The organism is Caballeronia sp. LZ043, assembly GCF_031451075.1.
GTDB lineage: Bacteria > Pseudomonadota > Gammaproteobacteria > Burkholderiales > Burkholderiaceae > Caballeronia.
Window position 1 is genome coordinate 774,140 of sequence record NZ_JARUXT010000001.1, and the last position, 21,007, is coordinate 795,146.

Sequence of the window (21,007 nt, forward strand, 5' to 3'; positions counted from 1 at the left end):
CCAACCGCGTCAACCTGCATCGCACAGCACATGTTCGAAGAAAACCGTGGCACCGTTCCGCTCGCGGAGCGTCTGCGCCCCCGCACCATCGACGACGTGATCGGCCAGAAACACCTGCTTGGCCCGAGCAAACCGCTGCGCGTCGCGTTCGAATCGGGCGAAGCGCATTCGATGATCCTGTGGGGCCCGCCCGGCGTCGGCAAGACCACGCTCGCGCGCCTCATGGCCGACGCGTTCCACGCGCAGTTCATCTCGCTTTCGGCGGTGCTGTCCGGTGTCAAGGATATCCGCGAGGCGGTGGAGACGGCGCAGATTCATCGCGCGAACGGGCATCAGACGCTCGTGTTCGTGGATGAAGTGCATCGCTTCAACAAGAGCCAGCAGGACGCCTTCCTGCCGCACGTGGAGTCCGGCCTGTTCGTGTTCGTCGGCGCGACGACCGAGAATCCGTCGTTCGAGGTGAACAGCGCGCTCTTGTCGCGCGCGGCCGTCTACGTGCTGAAGAGCCTCGACGCCGACGAACTGAAGGAATTGCTCGAGCGCGCGAGCCGGGAACTGGGCGGCCTCACGTTCACGGACGAGGCCCGCGATGCGCTGGTCGGTTCGGCCGACGGCGACGGCCGCAAGCTGCTGAACAATCTCGAGATCGTCGCGCGCGCGGCGGCGCAGCAGAAGCAGGGCGAAGTCGACGGCGCCTTGCTCGGCAGCGCGCTCGCCGAGAACCTGCGCCGTTTCGACAAGGGCGGCGATGCGTTCTACGACCAGATCAGCGCGCTGCACAAGTCGGTGCGCGGCAGCAATCCGGACGGCGCGCTGTACTGGTTCTGCCGCATGCTCGACGGCGGCGCGGACCCGCGCTATCTGGCGCGGCGCATCGTGCGGATGGCGTGGGAGGACATCGGACTTGCCGATCCGCGCGGCGCGCGCATCGCGCTCGACGCCGCCGAGACCTACGAGCGCCTCGGCACGCCGGAAGGCGAACTGGCGCTCGCACAGGCGTTGATCTATCTGGCGGTCGCGCCGAAATCGAATGCCGGCTACAACGCGTACAACGAGGCGCGCCGCTTCGTCGGCCGCGATCAGTCGCGCGGCGTGCCGGTGCATCTGCGCAATGCGCCGACCAAGCTGATGAAGGAACTCGGCTACGGCCACGAATATCGCTACGCGCACGACGAACCCGACGCCTACGCCGCCGGCGAGACCTATCTGCCCGACGGCATGCGCGAGCCTTCGTGGTATCAGCCGACGCCGCGTGGGCTCGAAGGCAAGATCGGCGAGAAGCTCGCGCGCCTTAGCGATCTCGACGACGCGTGGCGGCGCGAACACCGCGACGACAAGAAGCGCTGAGGGCTGATGCCTGTCCGGCCGGCGCTGGCCGTGCGCTAGAATCGACGTTTCACGAATACTCAACCAGCAGCCCCCGCCATGCTCGATATCCAAACCCTCCGCAAAGACCTGGACGGCGTCGCGAAGCGCCTCGCCGACCGGGGCTTCACGCTCGACGTCGCCGCGTTTGCCGCGCTCGAAGCCGAGCGCCGCGAGATCCAGACGCGCACCGAAGAACTGCAGGCGCGCCGCAACAGCCTCTCGAAGCAGATCGGCGCGATGAAGGGCCGCGGCGAGGACACCTCGGCGGTGATGGCGGAAGTGGGCGGGATCGGCGACACCATGAAGGAGTCGGCGGCGAAGCTGGACGACGTGCAGAAGCGCCTGTCGGACCTGATGCTCACCGTGCCGAACCTGGCGCACGAGAGCGTGCCGGTGGGCCGCGACGAGACCCAGAACGTCGAGGTGCGGCGCTGGGGCACGCCCCGCGCGTTCGACTTCGAGATCAAGGACCATGTGGATGTCGGCGCGCCGCTCGGCCTCGACTTCGAAACCGGCGCGAAGCTGTCGGGCGCGCGGTTCACGCTGTTGCGCGGACAGATTGCGCGGCTGCATCGCGCGCTCGCGCAGTTCATGATCGACACGCACACGGAGCAGCACGGCTATACCGAGGCGTACACGCCGTACATCGTGAATCCGGAGATTCTCTACGGCACGGGCCAGTTGCCGAAGTTCGCGGACGACATGTTCCGCGTGGAGAAGGGCGGCGAGGAGAACACGGTCACGCAGTACCTCATTTCGACGTCCGAGATCTCGCTGACCAACACCGTGCGCGAGAGCATTCTCGACGCAGCCGCGCTGCCCGTGAAGCTCACCGCGCATTCGCCGTGTTTTCGGTCCGAAGCGGGCTCGTACGGGCGTGACACGCGCGGCCTGATCCGGCAGCATCAGTTCGACAAGGTGGAGATGGTGCAGGTCGTGGCGCCCGAGCATTCGTACGCCGCGCTCGACGAGATGGTCGGCCAGGCCGAAGCCATCCTGCAGAAGCTGGAATTGCCGTATCGACTGATCACGCTGTGCACGGGCGACATGGGTTTTTCAGCGGCGAAGACCTTCGACCTCGAAGTCTGGCTGCCGGCGCAGAACACGTATCGCGAGATTTCGAGCTGCTCGAACACCGAGGCTTTCCAGGCGCGCCGCATGCAGGCGCGCTTCCGCAATGCCCAGGGCAAGCCGGAGTTCGTGCACACGCTGAACGGCTCGGGACTGGCGGTGGGCCGCACGCTCGTCGCGGTGCTGGAGAACTTCCAGAACGCGGATGGCTCGGTGACGATTCCCGCCGTGTTGCGGCCTTATATGCGTGGTCAGGAGCGCATCGAAGCCGCCGTGGGCGCATGACACTGGCCTCGCGCTTATTTTGCTGAAGGTTGGCAAAAGGGGCTTGGCAAGGTTCCGAGAGTTCGATATAGTTTCGTTCTTCGCCGAGCAACGACCGGCTTGACGAAGGCCCGTGAGGGTAGACGGAGAGGTGGCAGAGTGGTCGAATGTACCTGACTCGAAATCAGGCGTACGGTTTTCCCGTACCGTGGGTTCGAATCCCACCCTCTCCGCCAAGAACATCGAAAGCATCAAACAGAAAGGCCGCCCATCGGGCGGCCTTTCGTCATTCTGGCGTATGCAAGGCAATGCCGCCTATGTGGCGAACATCTCGATTTGATTTTCCTTGTTGACGGCTTCCATCAGTCATTTGGAATCACTCTCCAATATGTCCCTCACCTCTGAGCCCGATCGAAAGATTGGTGTCCCATGTGGGGGATTTCCATTTGAGGAGACCGATCCTTGCATGACGGCAACCGACAAGCCGGAATTCTCTCCGTTAAAACTGTACCGCCCTTACGCAGACCAACTGGACCTCCTGAAATCGCGAAACTTGGCTGTTGGTGACGATGCTGCGGCTTTAGCAACGCTGCAAGGAATCGGCTATTACCGTCTGGTTGGCTACGGGTTCCCGCTTCGCGTCCCGACTCCTGGCAGCGATGTCCGCCGTAGCGATGATTCTCTCGACGGAGCGTCGTTCGAATTGGCCGAGGCACTCTACGAGTTCGACAGGAAATTGAGATTGCTCGTCCTCGACGCCATCGAGAGAGTCGCGGTCGCGGTGCGCGTCGATATCGCGCATTTGCTTGGGCGGCGGCATCGTCGCGCCCACGAACCAACAGCTCAGTTGGACGCGAATTTCTGCCAGAAACGACAGGGCCCAAGGAGGCTCACGCGACATCAAGAGTGGCTGGAAAAATACAAAGAGGCACTGAGAAAAAGTCGCAAGGAAGATTTCGTCGCTCATCATGAGCAGAAATACGGCGCAGCGCTTCCGATCCGGGTCGCCACAGAGATTTGGGACTTCGGCTTACTGTCGAAATTTTTCGCCGGGATGAAGTGCGGCGATCAGAACAAGATCGCGAGCCGATATGGAATCAGCGGACAGCATCTGGCGTCATGGCTACGCACGATCGACTTCGTGCGAAACGTCGCTGCGCATCATTCACGGCTGTGGAATCGCAACCACCCCGAACCACCGAAACTTCCCGACACTCAACCGCATCAATACCTGCACCATTTGGCGAGAGATGAATTTGCACGGCGGCGGACGTACGGCACGCTGTGCATCCTCGAAACCATGTTGCGAGTCATTCGGCCGGAAAGCGGATGGTCTGGCGCAGTGAAAGCGCATTGCCTTACTTTCCCGCAGTCGGAGCTCGTGAACATTCGCGCCGCAGGTTTCCCGCCGGGCTGGGAAAGTGAGCGAATATGGATCGCCTAGCCCGTCGCACTCAAGTCGTACACCGCGCAATATCAAACCGCAGCTCCGGCTCCGGCACACCGCCATCGTCGCTGGATGACTGCTGCACCTTCACCTCCGACCCATACACCGAAGGCGTCAAGGTCACGAGCCACGCCTTCGACCCGACCATCAGCTCGGTCGAACCCTGCGCGCGCCTGGTCTGCGCGGACGGAATCATGCGTTGCAGGCAGCTGGAAATATCCGACGCGGGCCGCGCCGATGAAACATGGATCACGGGCTTCGACGCGCGCAACTCGGGACCGCTCGTCGAACTGCAGGCGGCGAGGGCAGCGGCGCTCGCGGCCATGGCAAACAAATGGGCAAATCGAGGCAAGGTAGTCACGCTCCGGCAAGTCTGAACCGGGGCCACTAAAACACAAACCCGCGTGCATCACAAGCGTGCATGTCCGCAACCGCGTCCTGACCCCTCCGGCCAAGGACCGGCGGCGCCGGAATGCTATCATCGGCCCCATTGTCCTCGTGCGCCGTCCGCCTGAAATCCGGTCGAAGGCCGCGCACGCAGGCCGCTGAACCCATCTGCATCGCCCCATGGCCATCACGCTCAAGACTCCCGCAGACATCGACAAGTTGCGCATTTCCGGCCGCCTGGCCGCCGAAGTTCTCGCGATGATCGGCGAACACGTCCGTCCCGGCGTCACCACCGACGAACTCGACGCCCTCTGCAACCGCTTTATCGTCGACGAACTGAAAGCCATTCCCGCCAACGTCGGCTACATGGGCTTTCCGAAAACCGTCTGCACCTCGGTGAATCACGTCGTCTGCCACGGCATTCCCGGGCCGAAGGAGCTGAAGGACGGCGACATCATCAACATCGATGTCGCGATCATCAAGGACGGCTACTACGGCGACACGAGCCGCATGTACTTTGCCGGCACGCCGAACGCGGAGGCGCGCCGCCTCACTGAAACCACGTACGAGGCGATGGTGGCCGGCATCCGCGAAGTGCGCCCGGGCGCGACGCTCGGCGACATCGGCGCGGCAATTCAGGGCGTCGCGCACCGGGAAGGCTTTTCCGTGGTGCGCGAATACTGCGGCCATGGCATCGGCCGCGTGTATCACGAAGATCCGCAAGTGCTGCACTACGGTCAGCGCGGCGCCGGACTGCGCCTCAAGCCGGGCCTCGTGTTCACGATCGAGCCGATGATCAACGCAGGCCGCGCCGCCACGCAGCAGTCGCGCGACGGCTGGACCGTGACGACCAAGGACCGCTCGCTGTCTGCGCAATGGGAACACATGGTGGCCGTGACCGAGGACGGTTTCGAGTTGCTCACGCCCTGGCCGGACGGCACCGGCGCGTACGCGGCGCCCTGAATGAGCGAAGCGACCATGAGCACGGCTACGCATTGCCATGTGCGCTGTAAAGCACTTTCCCGGATTTAGGAATTGACGGGTCCGCCCGATCGGTTGAAGCTACGCCCATGGCTGAACATGCCGGACCGGCCGCACGAGCCGCACGCATGGAGCCTGAAGTCAGAGAGAAATTGCCCGCATGAGTCCCTCATTGACCGTCAGCCGCATCGCCGCGCAACAAGGTCCGGTCCTGCGCGAACTTCGCACGGCATCGCTGCGCGAGGCGCCTTACGCATTCGGCGAGACGCTTGAAGATGCGCTGCTGCTCGAACCCGCCCAATTCGACGATACCGCCGCGCTGCACGCCAGCGCCGACAAGCTCGCAACTTTCCTGCTGTACACCGAAGGCCATCCCTGCGGGCTCGTGCATGCGTACATCGAGGACGCACCGGGCGGGCGCGCCTTCGTGAACGCGCTGTGGGTCGCGCCGGCGGTGCGTCATCTGCGCGGCGGCGAACTGCTCGTGAACGTCGCATCGCAATGGCTCGCGGAGCAGGGCGCGGCCGACGTGCACGCGTGGATCGCCGATGAGAACCGCACCGCGATGCGCTTCTACGAACGTCTGGGCTTCGGCCCGACCGGCGATCGTCGCGCCATGCCCTTGCATGAGCAGGAAGCCGAATCCCTCTTTGTGCATCGGCTGCATTCCGGGCAGCCTGTCTAAGCGCGCATCGCGGTCACGTCGAGCGTGCGCGCGGCACGCATCTCTCGTCGCACTTCGCGTTTCCGATAGCTGAATTCGAGCCAAAAATTATGGCCGTGTGCGACAACGCCTGTAAAATACGCAAAATTTTTGGCCGTTCCTATGTCGCTCAACAAAACGCCCTATTTCGAACTGCGCAGCGGCTCCGTCGACACGCTTCTCTTCGTCGTCAAGACTCCCGACCTCGATGCCTTGCGCACCGAACTCACGCGGCGTTTCGAAGCGACTCCCGAATTCTTCGCAGGCGATGTCGTCGCCATCGACGTTCGACGTCTCGCTGAAGGCGAGCGCATCTCCCTCGCGGAACTCGAGAAGCTGCTTGCCGGCGTGCGCATGCGTCCCATCGGCGTGGTCGCGCTGCCCGCGCAGACGTGGGCCATCCAGTGGGCCAACGAAGGCGGCCTGCCGATCCTCGAAGCACGCGATCGCCGGGGCGCGCCGAAGCCTTCCGTCGACGAAGCCAAGCCCAACACCGAGGCCGCCGCCGTGATCGAGGCGGCCGTCGCCAACACGCCGCCGCCCGCGACGCTGCCGCAGCCGGCGACCATCATCGACCGGCCGTTGCGCTCGGGCCAGCAGGTCTACGCGAAGGGCGACCTGATCGTGCTCGGGCTCGTGTCCTACGGGGCCGAGGTCATCGCGGAAGGAAACATCCATATCTATGCGCCGTTGCGGGGCCGCGCGCTCGCGGGCGTGCACGGCAACCTCGACGCGCGGATCTTCTGCACCTGTCTCGAACCGGAACTGATCTCCATCGCGGGAATCTACCGGACCACCGAGAACCCGCTGCCGGCCGACGTGCTGAGCAAGCCGGTGCAGATCTGGCTGAACGAAGAAAAACTGATGATCGAACCGCTGCGGCTGACCTGACGAGTCGCCTCCACCCGCGCGCCACCGATGCCCAGCGCGCGCTCCAGGCAACGCGAGCGGACCTATTGACGAACACAAGGTACTTGTATGGCAAAAATCATTGTGGTGACTTCGGGAAAGGGCGGCGTCGGCAAGACGACCACCAGCGCGAGCTTCGCATCGGCGCTCGCCTTGCGCGGCCACAAGACGGCCGTGATCGACTTCGACGTCGGTCTGCGCAATCTCGACCTCATCATGGGTTGCGAACGCCGCGTGGTGTACGACCTGATCAACGTCATCCAGGGCGAAGCCAATCTGAACCAGGCGCTCATCAAGGACAAGAAGTGCGAGAACCTGTTCATCCTGCCGGCTTCGCAGACCCGCGACAAGGACGCGCTCACGCTCGAAGGCGTCGAGAAGGTGATCGACGAGCTGGTCAAGATGGACTTCGAATACATCATCTGCGATTCGCCGGCGGGCATCGAATCCGGCGCGCTGATGGCCATGCACTTCGCCGATGAAGCGCTCATCGTGACGAATCCGGAAGTCTCGTCGGTGCGCGACTCGGACCGCATCCTCGGCATTCTCTCGTCGAAGACCAAGCGCGCGATGGAAGGCAAGGAGCCGATCAAGGAACACCTGCTCATCACGCGCTACAACCCGAAGCGCGTCTCCGAAGGCGAGATGCTGTCGCTGAGCGACATCCAGGAGATCTTGCGCATCGATCTGATCGGCGTGATTCCGGAGTCGGAAGCGGTGCTGCACGCATCGAACCAGGGCTTGCCCGCCGTGCATCTCGACGGCACGGATGTCGCCGAATCGTACAAGGACGTGGTGTCGCGCTTTCTCGGCGAGCAGAAGCCGCTGCGCTTCACCGATTATCAAAAGCCCGGCCTGCTGCAACGCATCTTCGGCACCAAGTAAGGGGACGCAATGTCGATTCTTTCGTTTTTGCTGGGCGAGAAGAAAAAGTCCGCTTCGGTCGCGAAGGAACGCTTGCAGTTGATCATTGCGCACGAGCGCGCAGGTGGCAAAGCCGCCGCCGATTACCTGCCGGCGTTGCAACGGGAACTCGTTGCGGTGATTTCGAAGTACGTGAAGATTTCCAACGACGACATTCGGGTCAGCCTCGAACGTCAGGACGATCTCGAAGTGCTGGAAGTGAAGATCGAAATTCCGCAGGCGTGACGTCGTGCGGCGCGTCTGCGTGCCGCACCGTTTGCTTTACAGGAAGAGCCGGAATCGCGAGATTCCGGCTCTTTTCGTTTGTGGCGCTATCGTTTGCGTGATTCTCTTGTCGTTCTTCGAGGTGGCGCGAGCAGGCGCATCGACAGTCGCTGACACTTGTCCACACATCGTTTCGAATTCGGGCCTCTGGCACGCCTGCGCCTGTCATCGCATCGGCCGGTCTACACATTGAACTGTTTCGCGGAGGTTCCTGCGCCGCGAGCTTTGCCCGCGCGCCCTGCGCGCGCGTTCGATGTTTTTCGACAAGAGGTCGTTCATGAAAGTGTCCCTTCGCCGCCTGCTCGTTCAGAGCGCGATCATCGCCGCCGGCGCCGTCACGCTGTCCGGGGCGTACGCCGCCGCGGTGATCATCGCGCCGAGCGCGCCGCCCGCGCCGCGCTACGAGCGCATTCCGCCGCCGCGTGCGGGCTTCGTCTGGGAAGCCGGACACTGGGTCTGGCAGGGCCGTTACGTCTGGGCCTCCGGACGATGGGTCGAAGTGCGCGCGGGCCGGCGCTGGATCGCGGGCGTGTGGTCGCCGTATCGCGGGCAGTATCGCTATGTGCCGGGACACTGGATCTGAGTCGGGTCATTCCGCGATGCCGGGCACGCTCCGAGCGTGGGAAATCCTGAACCGACGAAGCGGGCCAGGCATGTTCGCTGCGAGTGAGCGAAGCATTGCTTGAACTACGGCATGCGCAGGGCGGAAAAAAGAACAGGCGCGAGGCTTTCGCCTGGCGCCCTTGAACGTTCCCGCGTTAGCAGGAACGGAGAGGAGAAGGGAGTCGTTCGAGCAACCCGAAAAGAACCGGTCGCCTGAACGCCATTGCCCGATGTGACAGCCTCCTGGCAACAGAGTTCAAACGGTTTGAAATTTCTTGCGAGCGGACGAGCAGGTCAGGCGGTGAGCACCTCGAACGCGACGACCGCGAGAATGGCGCCGACATTCGCAATGACCGCTTCGACGACCACGCCGCGCCAGGTTGCAGGCCGGAACTTCACGGCGAGCAGCAGGGCGCTCAGCAGCGCGATGGCGATCATTGCAACCAGATGCGAGCCTTGAAGATGAAAACGCATGGTGGCCTCCCGATTGAAGCGCGAATGAAGAATCCGCGATTGACGCTGCCGAACCGTTTTGGTTTTGTCGAGCTTGTTTCGATGCCGCTTCGAGTATAAGCACAGCAAAAATGACTGAATAGCGGGCCAAAAAGTCATTTTGCCGCCAGCTTGCCGACTGACATCGGGTGTTACTTTAAATACCGGTCGATAAAGGGAATTTCCTCTCGGGAGTCAGTACAAACCCCGTATGCGCGCGCGACGTTCCTGTCGCCGTGGAACCGCAGCCCGTGGAGCATTCACCAGATGACTTCCCCGACAACACGTTCTCTCGAAGTCGATTTCTTTCGAGGAATCGTGCTGCTGATTATCGCGGTAGACCATATAACGGGAAGTGTGCTGTCGCGCTTCACGCTGCATCAATATGCCTTTTGCGATTCCGCCGAAGTGTTCGTCTTCCTGGGCGGTTACGCGTCGGCGGCGGCTTATACGGCGCTTGCGACTCGCCGTAGCATCAAGGCCGCGCGCCGGCGTTTTTTCCGCCGCAGCTGGGAAATCTATCGCGCTTATCTGTTCACGGCCTTCCTGATGCTGATCGGCGGCGGCCTGATGATGGCGCTGAAGATCGACACGCCGATGCTCCAGTACACCGAATGGCCCAATTTCCTCGCGCGGCCACTGGGTCTGATCGGCGAAATCGTGACGCTCAGGCAGCAGCCGTATTTGTCGGCGGTATTGCCGATGTACGCCGTCTTCGCCCTCGCCGTGCCCGTGATCGTGCCGCTCGCGCAGAAGAAGCCGGTGGTCGCGATCTTCGCAAGCCTGCTGGTCTGGCTCGCGGCCGCGCCGCTCGCACGCGCGCTGCCCGGCACCTATGCGGAAGCGTGGTCGTTCAATCCCTTCGCGTGGCAGCTGATGTTCGTGACCGGCATGCTCGCGCGCGTCCAGCCGATCAGCGAAGGATTCCATGCGAGCCGCATCGCGCGCGGGCTGACCGCCGTGGCGATTGCGGTCGCGCTGGTCTTCGCGTTCTACAAGCTGTTCTTCGAAATGCAGCCGCCGCCGGGATTCATGAAACAGAATCTTGCGACCCTGCGCATCGTGAGCTTCGCCGCCATCGCGTGGATCGTCGCGCGCGCGGTGTATGCCGGTTGGATCGGACGGCTCGCGCGCAGGCTGCCGGGCATCGTGACGATCGGGCAGCAAGGGCTCGTGTGCTTCATCGCGGGGGCGTGCGTGTCGCTCGTGCTGGATTCGGCGCTGCGGGCCATGGGCGTGCTCGGACTCGGACGCTATCCGTCGCACTGGATCCTGGGATTGATCGCGGATGGCATCGCTATCGTCACGCTGCTGGCGCTCGCGCGTTTCTGGGCCGATCGCAAGGCGGCGAAGGCCGCGCGCGACAAGGAGGTCAGGCAGGCGCAGCGGCCGGCGCCGCCGCGCGTCGCGCTCGTCAACGGCCGGCCGGCGCCCGCGCAGGCAGGCAACCGGCACGACCGCTGAGCGGCGCCAAGTTTATTCGAGCGTGCTCATTCCAACGTGATATCGCGGGTCTCGCGCATGCACAGCACGGCGATGAGGCTGACCGCCGCCGCCGCCGATACATACCCACCCACCCACGTCAGGCCGCCCCGGTTCGCGAGCAATTGCGCGATATAAGGCGCCACCGACGCCCCCAGAATCCCGCCCAGGTTGTACGCGACGCCCGCGCCGGTGTAGCGCACGTTGGTCGGGAACAGCTCGGGCAACAGCGCGCCCATCGGCGCGAAGGTCACGCCCATCAGGAACAGTTCGATCGTCAGGAACAGCGCCACCTGGATCGTGTTGCCGCTGCCGAGCAGCGGCGCCATCGTGAAGCCCGACAGGATCGCGAGCAGGCAGCCGACTGCCAGCACCGGCTTGCGTCCGAAGCGGTCGCTGGCGATTGCGGAAATGGGCGTGGCGAGCGCCATGAACAGCACCGCGAAGCACAGCAGGCCGAGGAAGGTCTCGCGCGCGAAATGCAGCTTGCCGACGCCGAACGACAGCGAAAACACCGTCGAGATGTAGAACAGCGTGTAGCAGACGACCATCGCGAACGCGCCGAGCAGCGTGGGCATGAGGTGACTGCCGAGCAGCGTCGCGACCGGCACCTTGACGCGCTCCTCGCGCTCGACGGCCGCGCGGAACGCAGGCGTCTCCGCGATTTTCAGGCGCACGTACAGGCCGAGCGCGACCAGCACCGCGCTGACGATGAACGGGACGCGCCAGCCCCAGCTGCGGAACTGTTCGTCGGTGAGTGACAGCGCCAGACCGAAAAACAGGCCGTTGGAGGCGAGGAAGCCGATCGACGGCCCGAGCTGCGGGAACATCCCGAACAGCCCGCGCTTGCCTTTGGGCGCGTACTCGGTGGCCAGCAGCGCCGCGCCGCCCCATTCCCCGCCGAGACCGATGCCCTGGCCGAAGCGCAGCACGCACAGCAGGATCGGCGCGAGGCTGCCGATGGAATCGTAGCCGGGGACGAAACCGATCAGCGTCGTGGAGACGCCCATGACCAGCAGCGAGGCGACGAGGGTCGACTTGCGGCCGATGCGGTCGCCGAAATGTCCGAACAGGAACGAGCCGATCGGCCGCGCGACGAACGCGATGCCGAAGGTGACGAACGCCGACAGTGCCTGCGCGGCGGGCGAGTCGTGCGGAAAGAACACGGGTCCGATGACGAGCGCGGCGGCGGTCGCATAGACATAGAAATCGTAGAACTCGATCGCGGTGCCGATGAAGCTCGCGAAAATCACGCGGGAAGCGCTTTGGGATCCGTCGCCGGGCTTGGCGGCGGAGAGCGAGGGTGAGGACATGCTGTCTCCGTTGTCTTGGCGTTGATGCGTGTTGCGTTGATTCGTGCTGCGTCGGGGCGTGGCGCCGTCGACTGTCGCCGTCGACTGTCGCGTCAGCTTCTTGTAGGGATGGTCATGCGATGACAGCGGTGACGCTGGGAGCCAGCGCCGGGCGGCATGCGCGAGTACCGCGCGTGGTCGCGGCGCAGATGGGCTGCGCCTGAGGCGCTTCGCAGGGCGCGCGGGGTGGGCGCGGGGCGAAGGCCACGCCGGAAGCAGGTCCGGCCGGGGTGCGAAAAATTATAACGAGCGTGCGTGGCGACCGCCACCGGTCGATGCTAGTCGATGGTCGTCGCCTGCGGCGAGTGCGAGGTTTGCAGCTGGAACTGGCCGTTGTCGTTGAACATCCAGCCTTCGAACAACTCCAACTGGCCATTGCCGTTCAGCAGCCGCGCCGGCGGTGCGGGCAACGGCGCCGCGCGACGCAGCGAGGCGAGCGCGGTGGCTTCGGCTTCGTCGTCGCCGTTGGTGCGGTACACGGACGAATCGACCAGCCGGCCGCCGCGATCCACCGTGAACGCGACGAGCACGAAGGAACGCAGCATCGCTTGCGGCGTGCCCTTGAGCACCAGCGACGGATTGCGCTCGAAGATGCGTTGCGCGATGCGCTGCTTGTAGTCGTCGAGGGTCGAGCCTTGCGCCGCGGGCGGCGCGGTTGTGCGCGCCGCGACGACACCGGGCGGCGGCGTGAAGGTGCATGAAGTCAGCGCGAGCACGGCGCATGCGCCGAGCAGGGCGGCTACGGCGGAACGGAGAGAGGCGGACATGGGAGGGCACCGTGGAAGACTCTGCTTCCATGGTAGTGCCTGCGGGCCGGATGGGCGACGTCGACACGATCGTGCGGGCGCGCGACTTGCTGCCTTGGCTTTCACAAGGAAAGCTTCCAAGGAGCCGATCATGAACGCAGACAATCAAGCGCCGGACAATGCCCAGCCGGCCGAGCATAGCGACAACGAAAAGAGCAAGCTGCCGGAGCGGAGCGACGAGAACCGCAAGCAAGGACCGAATGACCGGCCCGGCAAGGAATCGGGTGAGGGCGAGACGCCGGTGGGCTAAAGTACGGCGCCTTCAGCGGACAGCGGGCGTGAGTCAGTCGACGTAGGGTTTGACCAGTTCGGCGCAGCGCAGCGGCGCTGATGCTCTTACCGCGCCCGTTTCCGCCGCGCGGGTTTCGACGCAGCGGAACACGCTGTTGGTCTTCTGCAGGATGTAGGTGTCTTCAGGCAGACCGGTGCTGCGGGCGGCCACGCTCGTCACCGAGACGATGCCGTAGCCGTTCTGGATGAGTTCGAAGAAGGTGGTTTCCGAATGCCGCCATTGCGCATTCGGGTTGGGCTGGGCTTGCGCCTGCATCGGCAGGCTTGCAGCCAGCAACGCGCCGAAGAGAAAGGGCAGGATGCGGCCTGATTTCATAAGCGTCTCCGCGTAGTGATCGATGTGGGCGGTTAGATGGGCCTATGGCCTGTCTGTTCACTGCGATTGTCACGCATGACCGACAAAGCCCTGCTGATTCCTGATTTCCTTCGCATAGCGACATGCACGCGTTGGCGTGCTTTCGCGCGGAATGACTGTTTTCAAAGAATCGTCCCTTGACCCTGGAGTTCCTCCAGGGTGTTTACTCGCCCCATGGCGTTAAGGGATAGCGAAAATGAAACAGTGCTGCGCAGGACATGATTCGATCATCGAGCTTCGAAAGGAGCAGGACGTGCGTGCCGTCGGACACGCACATTGTGGCGGGCATGAACATGGTCACGATCACGACCACGGCCATGAACACGACCATGCACACGCCCACGACCACCCCGCGCTGACCCCGTCCGTTACCTTGGGTGGCTTCGTCCGCACGCAGATGCGCATCGCGCAGATGGACTGCCCAACCGAGGAAGCGCTGATCCGCAAAAAACTCGGCGCGCTGCCGGAGGTCAGCGAGATGCAGTTCAACCTGATGCAGCGCGTGCTGACGGTCGTGCATCGGCCCGATGGACTCGATGCGGTGCTCAAGGCGCTCACGTCGCTCGGCTTCGCAGCGGAACTCGCGGATCACGCACAAACCGGCGCCCGCGCCGCCTCTTCCGCGCCGTCCCGCAAGCCCATGTGGCTGCTCGGTGCGGCCTGCGTCACCGCCTTGAGCGCCGAAGCCGCGAACTGGCTGGGCGCGCCCGAATGGCTCGTCGCGGCGCTCGCGGTGCTGGCGATCGCGGGTTCGGGCGTCGGCACCTACAAGAAAGGCTGGGTCGCCATACGCAACCTGAACCTCAATATCAACGCGCTGATGAGCATCGCGGTGACCGGCGCGCTCGCGCTGCGCCAATGGCCCGAGGCCGCGATGGTGATGGTGCTGTTCACGATCGCCGAACTGATCGAGGCACGCTCGCTTGATCGCGCGCGCAATGCCATCGAAGGATTGATGAAGCTGGCGCCCGACACCGCGACCGTCAGGCAGCCGGACGGTCCGTGGCGCGACGTCGAGGCTACGGCAGTCAAACTTGGCGCCATCGCGCGCGTGCGGCCGGGCGAGCGCATCGCGCTGGACGGCAGGATCAGCGCGGGCCGCTCGACGATCGATCAGTCGCCCATCACCGGCGAGAGCCTGCCCGTCGAGAAAGGGCCCGGCGATGACGTCTTCGCCGGCACGATCAACCAGTCCGGGTCGTTCGAGTACGAGGTGACGGCTGTGGCCGGCCAGTCGACGCTCGCCCGCATCATCCATGCGGTGGAGAACGCGCAAGGCACGCGCGCGCCGACGCAGCGCTTCGTCGATCAATTCGCCCGCATCTACACGCCGAGCGTGTTCCTGGTCGCGGTGGGCGTCGCCGTGCTGCCGCCGCTGCTGTTCGCGGGCGCGTGGCTCGCGTGGCTGTACAAGGCGCTGGTGTTGCTCGTGATCGCGTGCCCGTGCGCGCTGGTGATCTCGACGCCGGTGTCCATCGTCAGCGGGCTTGCCGCGGCGGCCCGCAAGGGCATGCTCGTGAAGGGCGGCACCTTTCTGGAACAAGGCCGGAAACTGCGCTGGCTCGCCCTCGACAAGACCGGCACGCTGACTCACGGCAAGCCGGTGCAGGTGGCGTTTGAACAGACGACGAACGATCTCCCGGACGCCGATGTTCGCGCGATCGCCGTCAGCTTGTCGAGCCGCTCCGATCATCCGGTATCGACGGCCATCGCACGCGCCGGCGCGGCGGATGCGGTCGGTTTGTTGCCCGTCGACGAGTTCGAAGCGTTGCCGGGACAAGGTATCGCGGGCCGGGTGAACGGGCGTCGCCATACGCTCGGCAATCACCGGATGGTGGAAGCGCTCGGCCTGTGTTCGACGGAGCTCGAAGCGCAGCTGCACCGCCATGAGAAAAACGGCAGGACCGTCGTGATGCTCGCCGATGAAGAGCGCGTGCTGGCGCTGTTCGCCGTCGCGGACACGGTGAAGGACACGAGCCGCGCGGCCGTCGCCGAGCTGCATGCGCTGGGTGTGCGCACCGTCATGCTCACCGGCGACAACGCGCATACCGCGGCGGCGATTGCCCGCGAAGTGGGCGTCGATCGCGCCGAGGGCGATCAGTTGCCCGAGGACAAGCTGCGGGCTGTGGAGCAGCTTTCGGCGGGGGGCACTACGGTGGGCATGGTCGGCGACGGCATCAACGATGCGCCGGCGCTGGCGCGCGCGGACATCGGCTTCGCGATGGGCGCGATGGGCACGGACACGGCCATCGAAACCGCCGATGTCGCGCTGATGGACGATGACCTCAGAAAGATTCCCGCGTTCATCCGCTTGTCGAAGGCGACGCATCGCGTGCTGGTGCAGAACATCGTGCTGGCGCTGGGGATCAAGGCGGTGTTCCTGGGGCTGACCATCGGGGGCATCGGGACCATGTGGATGGCCGTGTTCGCCGACGTCGGCGCGAGTCTGCTCGTGGTGGGGAATGGTTTGCGTCTGCTGCGCAAGTGACTTGGGAGAGATGGCATGAACTGGTTCGAGCGCGCGTTTGGCGGGCATCGTGGAGATGCGGTGCAGGGCGGGCATGGCCGTCGGCATGAAGGGAGTCATGGACATCATGGCGGACAAGGGAACGAGGGCTGGGGACGGGCGCCCGCTCCGGCGGCGCCGACGCGTCCGCCCGGCGGTGTAAGCTGCCCGCGATGCAATACGAGCCAGCAGGAAGGCGCGCGCTTCTGCTCGCAGTGCGCGACGCCGCTCGTGCCGCAGTCGTGTGGGCAATGTCGTCAGGCACTCGTGCTAGGCGCGAAGTTTTGCAGCCAGTGCGGGACGGCAGTGGGGGCTTGAAAGATGGGTTGTGCGGGAGCGGTGAGGTTCGCCTCGGCGCTCTTCGATGTCGGGCGCGGCGCAAAAAAATGTCCGGGCGGGAGTGCCCGGACCAAAGCACGACGGGCCACCAGTTCCGTCGTGCGCGTGGCCTGACGACGACCTGGACGCGGCTGGCTCGTGCAGCGCGGGGTCGTCGAGGTGAGGTGCGTCGGCGCCGTCCTGAATGTCCTGAAAGAGGGCGGCGCTGCTGCGTCCGGTGGTATTCGCTAGTCCCGCGAGCGGGTGGTCCGAATCGGATCGGGCCGGTGCAGCAGCGTCAGGGATAGAGTACGAAACGGCCGCGTCGCCACGATGAGCGGGAGATGAGAAAGTGATCATGTGAAGTGGCGAGAGAACTGCGCGGAAACGACAAAGCCCCATGAGTCGGCGACTCATGGGGCTTTTGATTGGGTGCTGGCGGAGGCGGTGAGATTCGAACTCACGGAAGGATTGCTCCTTCGCCGGTTTTCAAGACCGGTGCCTTAAACCGCTCGGCCACACCTCCAGCAAGGCGCGTATTGTAGCGCAACTCTCCGGCAGGAAGCCGCATCGCTTCAAACCTTCACCCTTCCAGCGATTTCGTCGCCCGCAGTGCCGGAAACAGCCGCATCCACAGCAGCGCGACCGCGATCGTCCCGATCCCGCCGATCAGCACCGCCGGCATCGCGCCGAACAGCCCCGCCGTCATGCCCGACTCGAACTCCCCGAGCTGATTCGACGTTCCGATGAACAGCGAGTTGATCGCGCCGACTCTTCCGCGCATGTCATCGGGCGTCTGCAACTGCACGAGCGATGTGCGCACCACCACGCTGATCACATCCGATGCGCCGAGCACGGCAAGCGCGATCAGCGAGAGCACGATGTCGTGCGACAGCCCGAACAAGATCGTCGCGATGCCGAACACGATCACGCCGCCGAACAGCGCCGTGCCCGCGCGCTGCCGCAGCGGAAAGTGCGCGAGCACGATCGAGCCCGTCAGCGCGCCCACCGCCGGCGCCGCGCGCAGCACGCCGAGTCCCCACGGACCGGTATGCAGGATGTCGCGCGCATAGACGGGCAGCAGCGCCGTCGCGCCGCCGAGCAGCACGGCGAACAGATCGAGCGACAGCGCGCCGAGAATCACCGGCTTGCTGCGAATGAAGCCGATGCCCGAGAACAGCGCCTCGAACGACAAGGGCGCGCGCATGCGGACCGGTTCGTCGATGCGGATCGCCGCCACGGCCCACGCCGCCGCCAGGAACGCGATAGCCACCGCGCCATACACCGTCAACGCGCCGAAGCCATACAGCAGGCCGCCCAGCGCCGGGCCGAGAATCATCGCGGTCTGGTTCGCCGACGTGGACCATGCGGTCGCCTGCTGCAACTGCGTGCGTGCGACGAGGTTGGGCAAGAGCGCCGCCATCGACGGCGATTCGAACGCACGCGCCGCGCCCGTGATCGTGGCGATGGCATAGATCGGGCCGACGTGATTCCAGCCGTGCCACGCGCCGAGACACAGGGCGAGCGCGCCGATCCCCTCGATTCCCTGGCAGACGTACGCGATGGTGCGCCTGTCGTAGCGGTCCGCCACGTGCCCGACGACCAGCGTCAGCATGAACATCGGCAGGAACTGCGCGAGTCCGACGAAGCCGAGCGCATAGGCGCTATGGGTGATCGAATAGACTTGCCAGCCGATCGCCACGGACATCATCTGGAACGCCACCGACGACATCACCCGCGCGCTCCAGAACAGCGCGAACGGACGATGCCGCATCACCGAGCCGGACGCCGCCGTCGACGCGCTCAATTGTGCGGATCCTTCAAGAACATCTCCTGGAGATCGTTGAGGAAGCGCTGGCCGAGCTCGGTCGGCGCGATGCGCTCCGGCGTGCGCGTGATGAGTCCGCGCTGTTCCGCGCGCTGGAGCGCCGGCTCGATCGCGGATAGCGACAAGCCGGTGCGCTCCACGAAGGCATGCACCGGGAAACCTTCCACGAGCCGCAGCGTGTTCAGCATGAACTCGAAGGGCAGATCGCGCGGACCGACTTCGCGTTCTTCCTGCACCGGGGGTTCGGTCGGCGAAAGCGCGTGATCCATGTAGCTCGCCGGATGCTTGAAACGCGCCTGCCGCAGGATCCGCGACGGAAACGACAGCTTCGTATGCGCTCCCGCGCCAATCCCCAGGTAATCGCCGAAGCGCCAGTAGTTCAGGTTGTGCCGGCTCTGCCGATGCGGCTTCGCATACGCCGATACCTCATAGCGTCCGTAGCCCGCCTCGCGCGTGCGCTCGTGAATCCACTCCTGCATGTCGGCGGAGGCATCGTCGTCGGGGAGCGCGGGCGGATACTTCGCGAAGACCGTGTTCGGCTCCATCGTCAGGTGATACAGCGAGAGATGCGGCGGCGCGAACGCCAGCGCCGTCTCGATGTCGTGCCGGCATTCGTCGAGCGACTGCTGCGGCAGCGCGAACATCAGGTCGAGGTTGAAGTTGTCGAAGTGCCGCGCGGCGATCTCCACGGCCTGGCGCGCCTGGCCTGCATCGTGGATGCGGCCGAGCGCCTTCAGATGCGCCTCGTTGAAGCTCTGGATGCCGATCGACAGCCGGTTCACGCCGCTCGCGCGGAACGACGCGAACTTCGCCGCTTCGAACGTGCCGGGGTTGGCTTCGAGCGTGATCTCGGCGTCGGCGTCGACGGGCAGCAGCGCGCGCACGTCCGAAAGCAGCCGGTCGAGACCGGGCGCCGAGAGCAGCGAAGGCGTGCCCCCGCCGATGAAGATCGTATGCACCTGTCGTCCCCACACGAGCGGCAGCGCGCTTTCGAGATCGGCGCGCAGTGCGTCGAGATAACGGTCTTCGGGAAAGCTGTCGCCCTTCCACTCGTGCGAGTTGAAATCGCAGTACGGGCACTTGCGCACGCACCACGGAAAATGCACATACAGCGCGAGCGGCGGCAACGACGTCAGGCGGATGCTGCCCGGCGACGTAAAGGTCTGCACCACGTTGATGGTCTTCGGTCCCGCGCTCACGCCAGTTCCTTCAGTCGTTGCAGCAGGTCGCGCAGCGCCAGCGCGCGGTGGCTCAGCGCGTTCTTGCGGGCGGGATCGAGTTCGGCGGCGCTGGCGTGCAGCGCGGGCAGGAAGAAGTGCGGGTCGTAGCCGAAGCCGTGCGCGCCGCGCGGTTCGTCGAGCACTTCGCCGTGCCAGCGGCCTTCCGCGATCAGCGGTTCGGGGTCTTCCGCGTGACGCACCAGCACCAGCACGCAGAAGTAATACGCGCGACGGTCCGCCACGCCGGCGAGATCCGCGACCAGCCGCGCGTTGTTCGCCGCGTCGCTTTTCTCGCCGCCGGCCAGCGACGCGTAGCGCGCCGAATACACGCCCGGCGCGCCCTGCAACGCGCGCACGCACAGGCCGGAGTCGTCGGCGAGCGCGGGCAGGCCCGTCAGCGCCGACGCATGGCGTGCCTTCGCCAGCGCATTCTCGACGAAGGTGACATGCGGCTCGGGCGCCTCGGGCACGCCGAGTTCGCCCTGCGCGATCAGTTCGATGCCCGCCGCCTCCAGCAGCGCCGCGAACTCGCGCAGCTTGCCCGCATTGTTCGAGGCGAGCACGACACGGCCCGGCGCCGCCCCGGATGCAAACGAATCAGACACTGCGAATCCCCAATGCTTCCTTCTGCTTCAGCACGAGCGCCTTGATGCCGCTGTCGGCGAGCGCGATCAGCTCGTTCATCTCTTCGCGCGAGAACGGCGCGCCTTCCGCCGTGCCCTGGACTTCGACAAATCCGCCCGAGCCCGTCATCACGACGTTCATGTCGGTATCGCACTGCGAGTCTTCGTCGTAGTCGAGATCGAGCACCGGCGAGCCTTCGAAGATGCCCACCGAGATCGCCGCGACGAAGTCCTTCACCGGCGACTTCGCGATCTTGCCCGCGGCCAGCAGCTTGCTGGTGGCGTCATAGGCCGCGACGAACGCGCCGGTGATCGACGCCGTGCGCGTGCCGCCGTCGGCCTGGATCACGTCGCAATCGAGATGCAGCGTGCGCGCGCCGAGCGCGTTCAGGTCGAACACCGAACGCAGCGCCCGGCCGATCAGACGCTGGATTTCCTGTGTGCGGCCGGTCTGCTTGCCGCGTGCGGCTTCGCGGTCGCTGCGGGTGTGCGTGGCGCGCGGCAGCATGCCGTATTCCGCGGTGAGCCAGCCCTGTTCGCGGCCGCGCAGGAATTCGGGCACGCGCTCGGCGATGCTGGCCGTGCAGATCACCTTGGTATCGCCGAATTCGACGAGCACCGAGCCTTCCGCGTGCTTCGTGTAGTTCCGCGTGATGCGCACGTCGCGCAGCTGGTTTGCGCGGCGGCCGCTCGGACGCGGGGGAGAGGGCTTCAGCAGGGGAGAGTCGGTCATGAGGATCGAGTGGTGAGAGTGAAAGCGCGCGCGTCCGGCACAGAACGCTTGCAGGACAGCCGTGGGACGCCGCGCAGCAA

Annotated in this window: 22 protein-coding genes and 2 tRNA genes; 15 read left to right on the top strand and 9 right to left on the bottom strand. The window is 65.0% G+C overall.

Annotated features, from left to right (window positions below; translation table 11 throughout):
- The first annotated feature begins 30 nt into the window (after positions 1-30).
- The 11 genes from QCE64_RS03330 (at position 31) to QCE64_RS03380 (ending at position 8,901) form a co-directional block, all read left to right on the top strand.
- Positions 31-1,347 (top strand): replication-associated recombination protein A, encoded by a 1,317-nt coding sequence (locus QCE64_RS03330; protein ID WP_309929456.1) that lies wholly within the window; start codon positions 31-33, stop codon positions 1,345-1,347.
- Between the two features lie 78 nt (positions 1,348-1,425).
- Positions 1,426-2,724: a serine--tRNA ligase gene (gene serS, locus QCE64_RS03335; protein WP_309929458.1), complete on the top strand. Its 1,299-nt coding sequence runs from the start codon at positions 1,426-1,428 to the stop codon at positions 2,722-2,724.
- Positions 2,725-2,848: 124 nt separating this feature from the next.
- Positions 2,849-2,939, top strand: a tRNA-Ser gene (locus QCE64_RS03340).
- Positions 2,940-3,169: 230 nt separating this feature from the next.
- The gene (locus tag QCE64_RS03345; RefSeq protein ID WP_309929460.1) at positions 3,170-4,147 is read left to right on the top strand and encodes an Abi family protein; all 978 of its coding nucleotides are present in this window, start codon (positions 3,170-3,172) and stop codon (positions 4,145-4,147) included.
- Positions 4,135-4,527 (top strand): hypothetical protein, encoded by a 393-nt coding sequence (locus QCE64_RS03350; RefSeq protein WP_310002661.1) that lies wholly within the window; start codon positions 4,135-4,137, stop codon positions 4,525-4,527. Before QCE64_RS03345 ends, QCE64_RS03350 begins: the two co-directional genes overlap by 13 nt.
- Positions 4,528-4,717: 190 nt before the next feature.
- On the top strand, positions 4,718-5,500 hold the full coding sequence (map, locus tag QCE64_RS03355; RefSeq protein ID WP_309914444.1) for a type I methionyl aminopeptidase: 783 nt from the start codon (positions 4,718-4,720) through the stop codon (positions 5,498-5,500).
- A 178-nt stretch (positions 5,501-5,678) separates the two neighbouring features.
- Positions 5,679-6,203 carry a GNAT family N-acetyltransferase gene (locus tag QCE64_RS03360; protein WP_309914448.1) on the top strand — a complete coding sequence of 175 codons (525 nt, stop codon included), beginning with the start codon at positions 5,679-5,681 and terminating at the stop codon, positions 6,201-6,203.
- Positions 6,204-6,344: 141 nt separating this feature from the next.
- The gene (gene minC / locus QCE64_RS03365) at positions 6,345-7,112 is read left to right on the top strand and encodes a septum site-determining protein MinC (RefSeq protein ID WP_309831050.1); all 768 of its coding nucleotides are present in this window, start codon (positions 6,345-6,347) and stop codon (positions 7,110-7,112) included.
- Positions 7,113-7,199: 87 nt separating this feature from the next.
- Positions 7,200-8,015, top strand: coding sequence for a septum site-determining protein MinD (minD, locus tag QCE64_RS03370; protein ID WP_309914450.1), 816 nt, complete (start codon positions 7,200-7,202; stop codon positions 8,013-8,015).
- A gap of 9 nt (positions 8,016-8,024) precedes the next feature.
- Positions 8,025-8,279: a cell division topological specificity factor MinE gene (gene minE, locus QCE64_RS03375; RefSeq protein WP_035926261.1), complete on the top strand. Its 255-nt coding sequence runs from the start codon at positions 8,025-8,027 to the stop codon at positions 8,277-8,279.
- 316 nt (positions 8,280-8,595) lie between these two features.
- Positions 8,596-8,901 (top strand): hypothetical protein, encoded by a 306-nt coding sequence (locus QCE64_RS03380; RefSeq protein WP_310002663.1) that lies wholly within the window; start codon positions 8,596-8,598, stop codon positions 8,899-8,901.
- A gap of 314 nt (positions 8,902-9,215) precedes the next feature.
- Here the strand turns inward: QCE64_RS03380 and QCE64_RS03385 are convergent, their stop codons facing one another.
- On the bottom strand, positions 9,216-9,395 hold the full coding sequence (locus tag QCE64_RS03385; protein WP_309914456.1) for a hypothetical protein: 180 nt from the start codon (positions 9,393-9,395) through the stop codon (positions 9,216-9,218).
- Between the two features lie 285 nt (positions 9,396-9,680).
- On the opposite strand from QCE64_RS03385, the gene opgC reads away from it, so the two are divergent.
- Positions 9,681-10,877 carry an OpgC domain-containing protein gene (gene opgC / locus QCE64_RS03390; protein WP_309929464.1) on the top strand — a complete coding sequence of 399 codons (1,197 nt, stop codon included), beginning with the start codon at positions 9,681-9,683 and terminating at the stop codon, positions 10,875-10,877.
- 26 nt (positions 10,878-10,903) lie between these two features.
- Here opgC and QCE64_RS03395 read toward each other — a convergent pair whose 3' ends face one another.
- Both QCE64_RS03395 and QCE64_RS03400 read right to left on the bottom strand, forming a co-directional pair.
- Positions 10,904-12,208, bottom strand: a complete 1,305-nt coding sequence (locus QCE64_RS03395; protein WP_309929465.1) for an MFS transporter — start codon at positions 12,206-12,208, stop codon at positions 10,904-10,906.
- A 317-nt stretch (positions 12,209-12,525) separates the two neighbouring features.
- Positions 12,526-13,014, bottom strand: coding sequence for a TonB family protein (locus QCE64_RS03400; RefSeq protein ID WP_309914463.1), 489 nt, complete (start codon positions 13,012-13,014; stop codon positions 12,526-12,528).
- Between the two features lie 130 nt (positions 13,015-13,144).
- Between QCE64_RS03400 and QCE64_RS03405 the strand changes: the two genes are divergently transcribed.
- Entirely contained in the window at positions 13,145-13,303 is a 159-nt protein-coding gene (locus QCE64_RS03405; RefSeq protein ID WP_309807578.1) for a hypothetical protein, read from the top strand.
- A gap of 33 nt (positions 13,304-13,336) precedes the next feature.
- Here the strand turns inward: QCE64_RS03405 and QCE64_RS03410 are convergent, their stop codons facing one another.
- Positions 13,337-13,660, bottom strand: coding sequence for a hypothetical protein (locus tag QCE64_RS03410; RefSeq protein WP_309914467.1), 324 nt, complete (start codon positions 13,658-13,660; stop codon positions 13,337-13,339).
- Positions 13,661-14,111: 451 nt separating this feature from the next.
- Between QCE64_RS03410 and QCE64_RS03415 the strand changes: the two genes are divergently transcribed.
- Positions 14,112-16,187, top strand: coding sequence for a heavy metal translocating P-type ATPase (locus tag QCE64_RS03415; protein WP_310002665.1), 2,076 nt, complete (start codon positions 14,112-14,114; stop codon positions 16,185-16,187).
- Between the two features lie 15 nt (positions 16,188-16,202).
- The gene (locus tag QCE64_RS37895) at positions 16,203-16,523 is read left to right on the top strand and encodes a zinc-ribbon domain-containing protein (RefSeq protein WP_404987271.1); all 321 of its coding nucleotides are present in this window, start codon (positions 16,203-16,205) and stop codon (positions 16,521-16,523) included.
- A 436-nt stretch (positions 16,524-16,959) separates the two neighbouring features.
- Here QCE64_RS37895 and QCE64_RS03420 read toward each other — a convergent pair.
- From QCE64_RS03420 to rph, 5 genes are all read right to left on the bottom strand, one after another.
- Positions 16,960-17,049: transfer RNA gene (locus QCE64_RS03420), tRNA-Ser, on the bottom strand.
- 57 nt (positions 17,050-17,106) lie between these two features.
- Positions 17,107-18,297 carry an MFS transporter gene (locus QCE64_RS03425; RefSeq protein ID WP_310004135.1) on the bottom strand — a complete coding sequence of 397 codons (1,191 nt, stop codon included), beginning with the start codon at positions 18,295-18,297 and terminating at the stop codon, positions 17,107-17,109.
- Positions 18,298-18,326: 29 nt separating this feature from the next.
- Entirely contained in the window at positions 18,327-19,550 is a 1,224-nt protein-coding gene (gene hemW / locus QCE64_RS03430) for a radical SAM family heme chaperone HemW (RefSeq protein ID WP_310002667.1), read from the bottom strand.
- On the bottom strand, positions 19,547-20,176 hold the full coding sequence (gene rdgB, locus QCE64_RS03435; protein ID WP_309929470.1) for an RdgB/HAM1 family non-canonical purine NTP pyrophosphatase: 630 nt from the start codon (positions 20,174-20,176) through the stop codon (positions 19,547-19,549). The genes hemW and rdgB overlap by 4 nt, the downstream gene beginning before the upstream one ends.
- Positions 20,169-20,927: a ribonuclease PH gene (rph, locus tag QCE64_RS03440; RefSeq protein ID WP_404987274.1), complete on the bottom strand. Its 759-nt coding sequence runs from the start codon at positions 20,925-20,927 to the stop codon at positions 20,169-20,171. The genes rdgB and rph overlap by 8 nt, the downstream gene beginning before the upstream one ends.
- Positions 20,928-21,007 lie beyond the last annotated feature (80 nt).

Bases quoted from the DNA above. Each gene is read 5' to 3' on its own strand.
- QCE64_RS03330 (WP_309929456.1), top strand. From the start codon at position 31: ATGTTCGAAGAAAACCGTGGCACCGTTCCGCTCGCGGAGCGTCTGCGC.
- serS (WP_309929458.1), top strand. From the start codon at position 1,426: ATGCTCGATATCCAAACCCTCCGCAAAGACCTGGACGGCGTCGCGAAG.
- QCE64_RS03345 (WP_309929460.1), top strand. From the start codon at position 3,170: ATGACGGCAACCGACAAGCCGGAATTCTCTCCGTTAAAACTGTACCGC.
- QCE64_RS03350 (WP_310002661.1), top strand. From the start codon at position 4,135: ATGGATCGCCTAGCCCGTCGCACTCAAGTCGTACACCGCGCAATATCA.
- map (WP_309914444.1), top strand. From the start codon at position 4,718: ATGGCCATCACGCTCAAGACTCCCGCAGACATCGACAAGTTGCGCATT.
- QCE64_RS03360 (WP_309914448.1), top strand. From the start codon at position 5,679: ATGAGTCCCTCATTGACCGTCAGCCGCATCGCCGCGCAACAAGGTCCG.
- minC (WP_309831050.1), top strand. From the start codon at position 6,345: ATGTCGCTCAACAAAACGCCCTATTTCGAACTGCGCAGCGGCTCCGTC.
- minD (WP_309914450.1), top strand. From the start codon at position 7,200: ATGGCAAAAATCATTGTGGTGACTTCGGGAAAGGGCGGCGTCGGCAAG.
- minE (WP_035926261.1), top strand. From the start codon at position 8,025: ATGTCGATTCTTTCGTTTTTGCTGGGCGAGAAGAAAAAGTCCGCTTCG.
- QCE64_RS03380 (WP_310002663.1), top strand. From the start codon at position 8,596: ATGAAAGTGTCCCTTCGCCGCCTGCTCGTTCAGAGCGCGATCATCGCC.
- QCE64_RS03385 (WP_309914456.1), bottom strand. From the start codon at position 9,395: ATGCGTTTTCATCTTCAAGGCTCGCATCTGGTTGCAATGATCGCCATC.
- opgC (WP_309929464.1), top strand. From the start codon at position 9,681: ATGACTTCCCCGACAACACGTTCTCTCGAAGTCGATTTCTTTCGAGGA.
- QCE64_RS03395 (WP_309929465.1), bottom strand. From the start codon at position 12,208: ATGTCCTCACCCTCGCTCTCCGCCGCCAAGCCCGGCGACGGATCCCAA.
- QCE64_RS03400 (WP_309914463.1), bottom strand. From the start codon at position 13,014: ATGTCCGCCTCTCTCCGTTCCGCCGTAGCCGCCCTGCTCGGCGCATGC.
- QCE64_RS03405 (WP_309807578.1), top strand. From the start codon at position 13,145: ATGAACGCAGACAATCAAGCGCCGGACAATGCCCAGCCGGCCGAGCAT.
- QCE64_RS03410 (WP_309914467.1), bottom strand. From the start codon at position 13,660: ATGAAATCAGGCCGCATCCTGCCCTTTCTCTTCGGCGCGTTGCTGGCT.
- QCE64_RS03415 (WP_310002665.1), top strand. From the start codon at position 14,112: ATGGACTGCCCAACCGAGGAAGCGCTGATCCGCAAAAAACTCGGCGCG.
- QCE64_RS37895 (WP_404987271.1), top strand. From the start codon at position 16,203: ATGAACTGGTTCGAGCGCGCGTTTGGCGGGCATCGTGGAGATGCGGTG.
- QCE64_RS03425 (WP_310004135.1), bottom strand. From the start codon at position 18,297: ATGCGGCATCGTCCGTTCGCGCTGTTCTGGAGCGCGCGGGTGATGTCG.
- rph (WP_404987274.1), bottom strand. From the start codon at position 20,927: ATGACCGACTCTCCCCTGCTGAAGCCCTCTCCCCCGCGTCCGAGCGGC.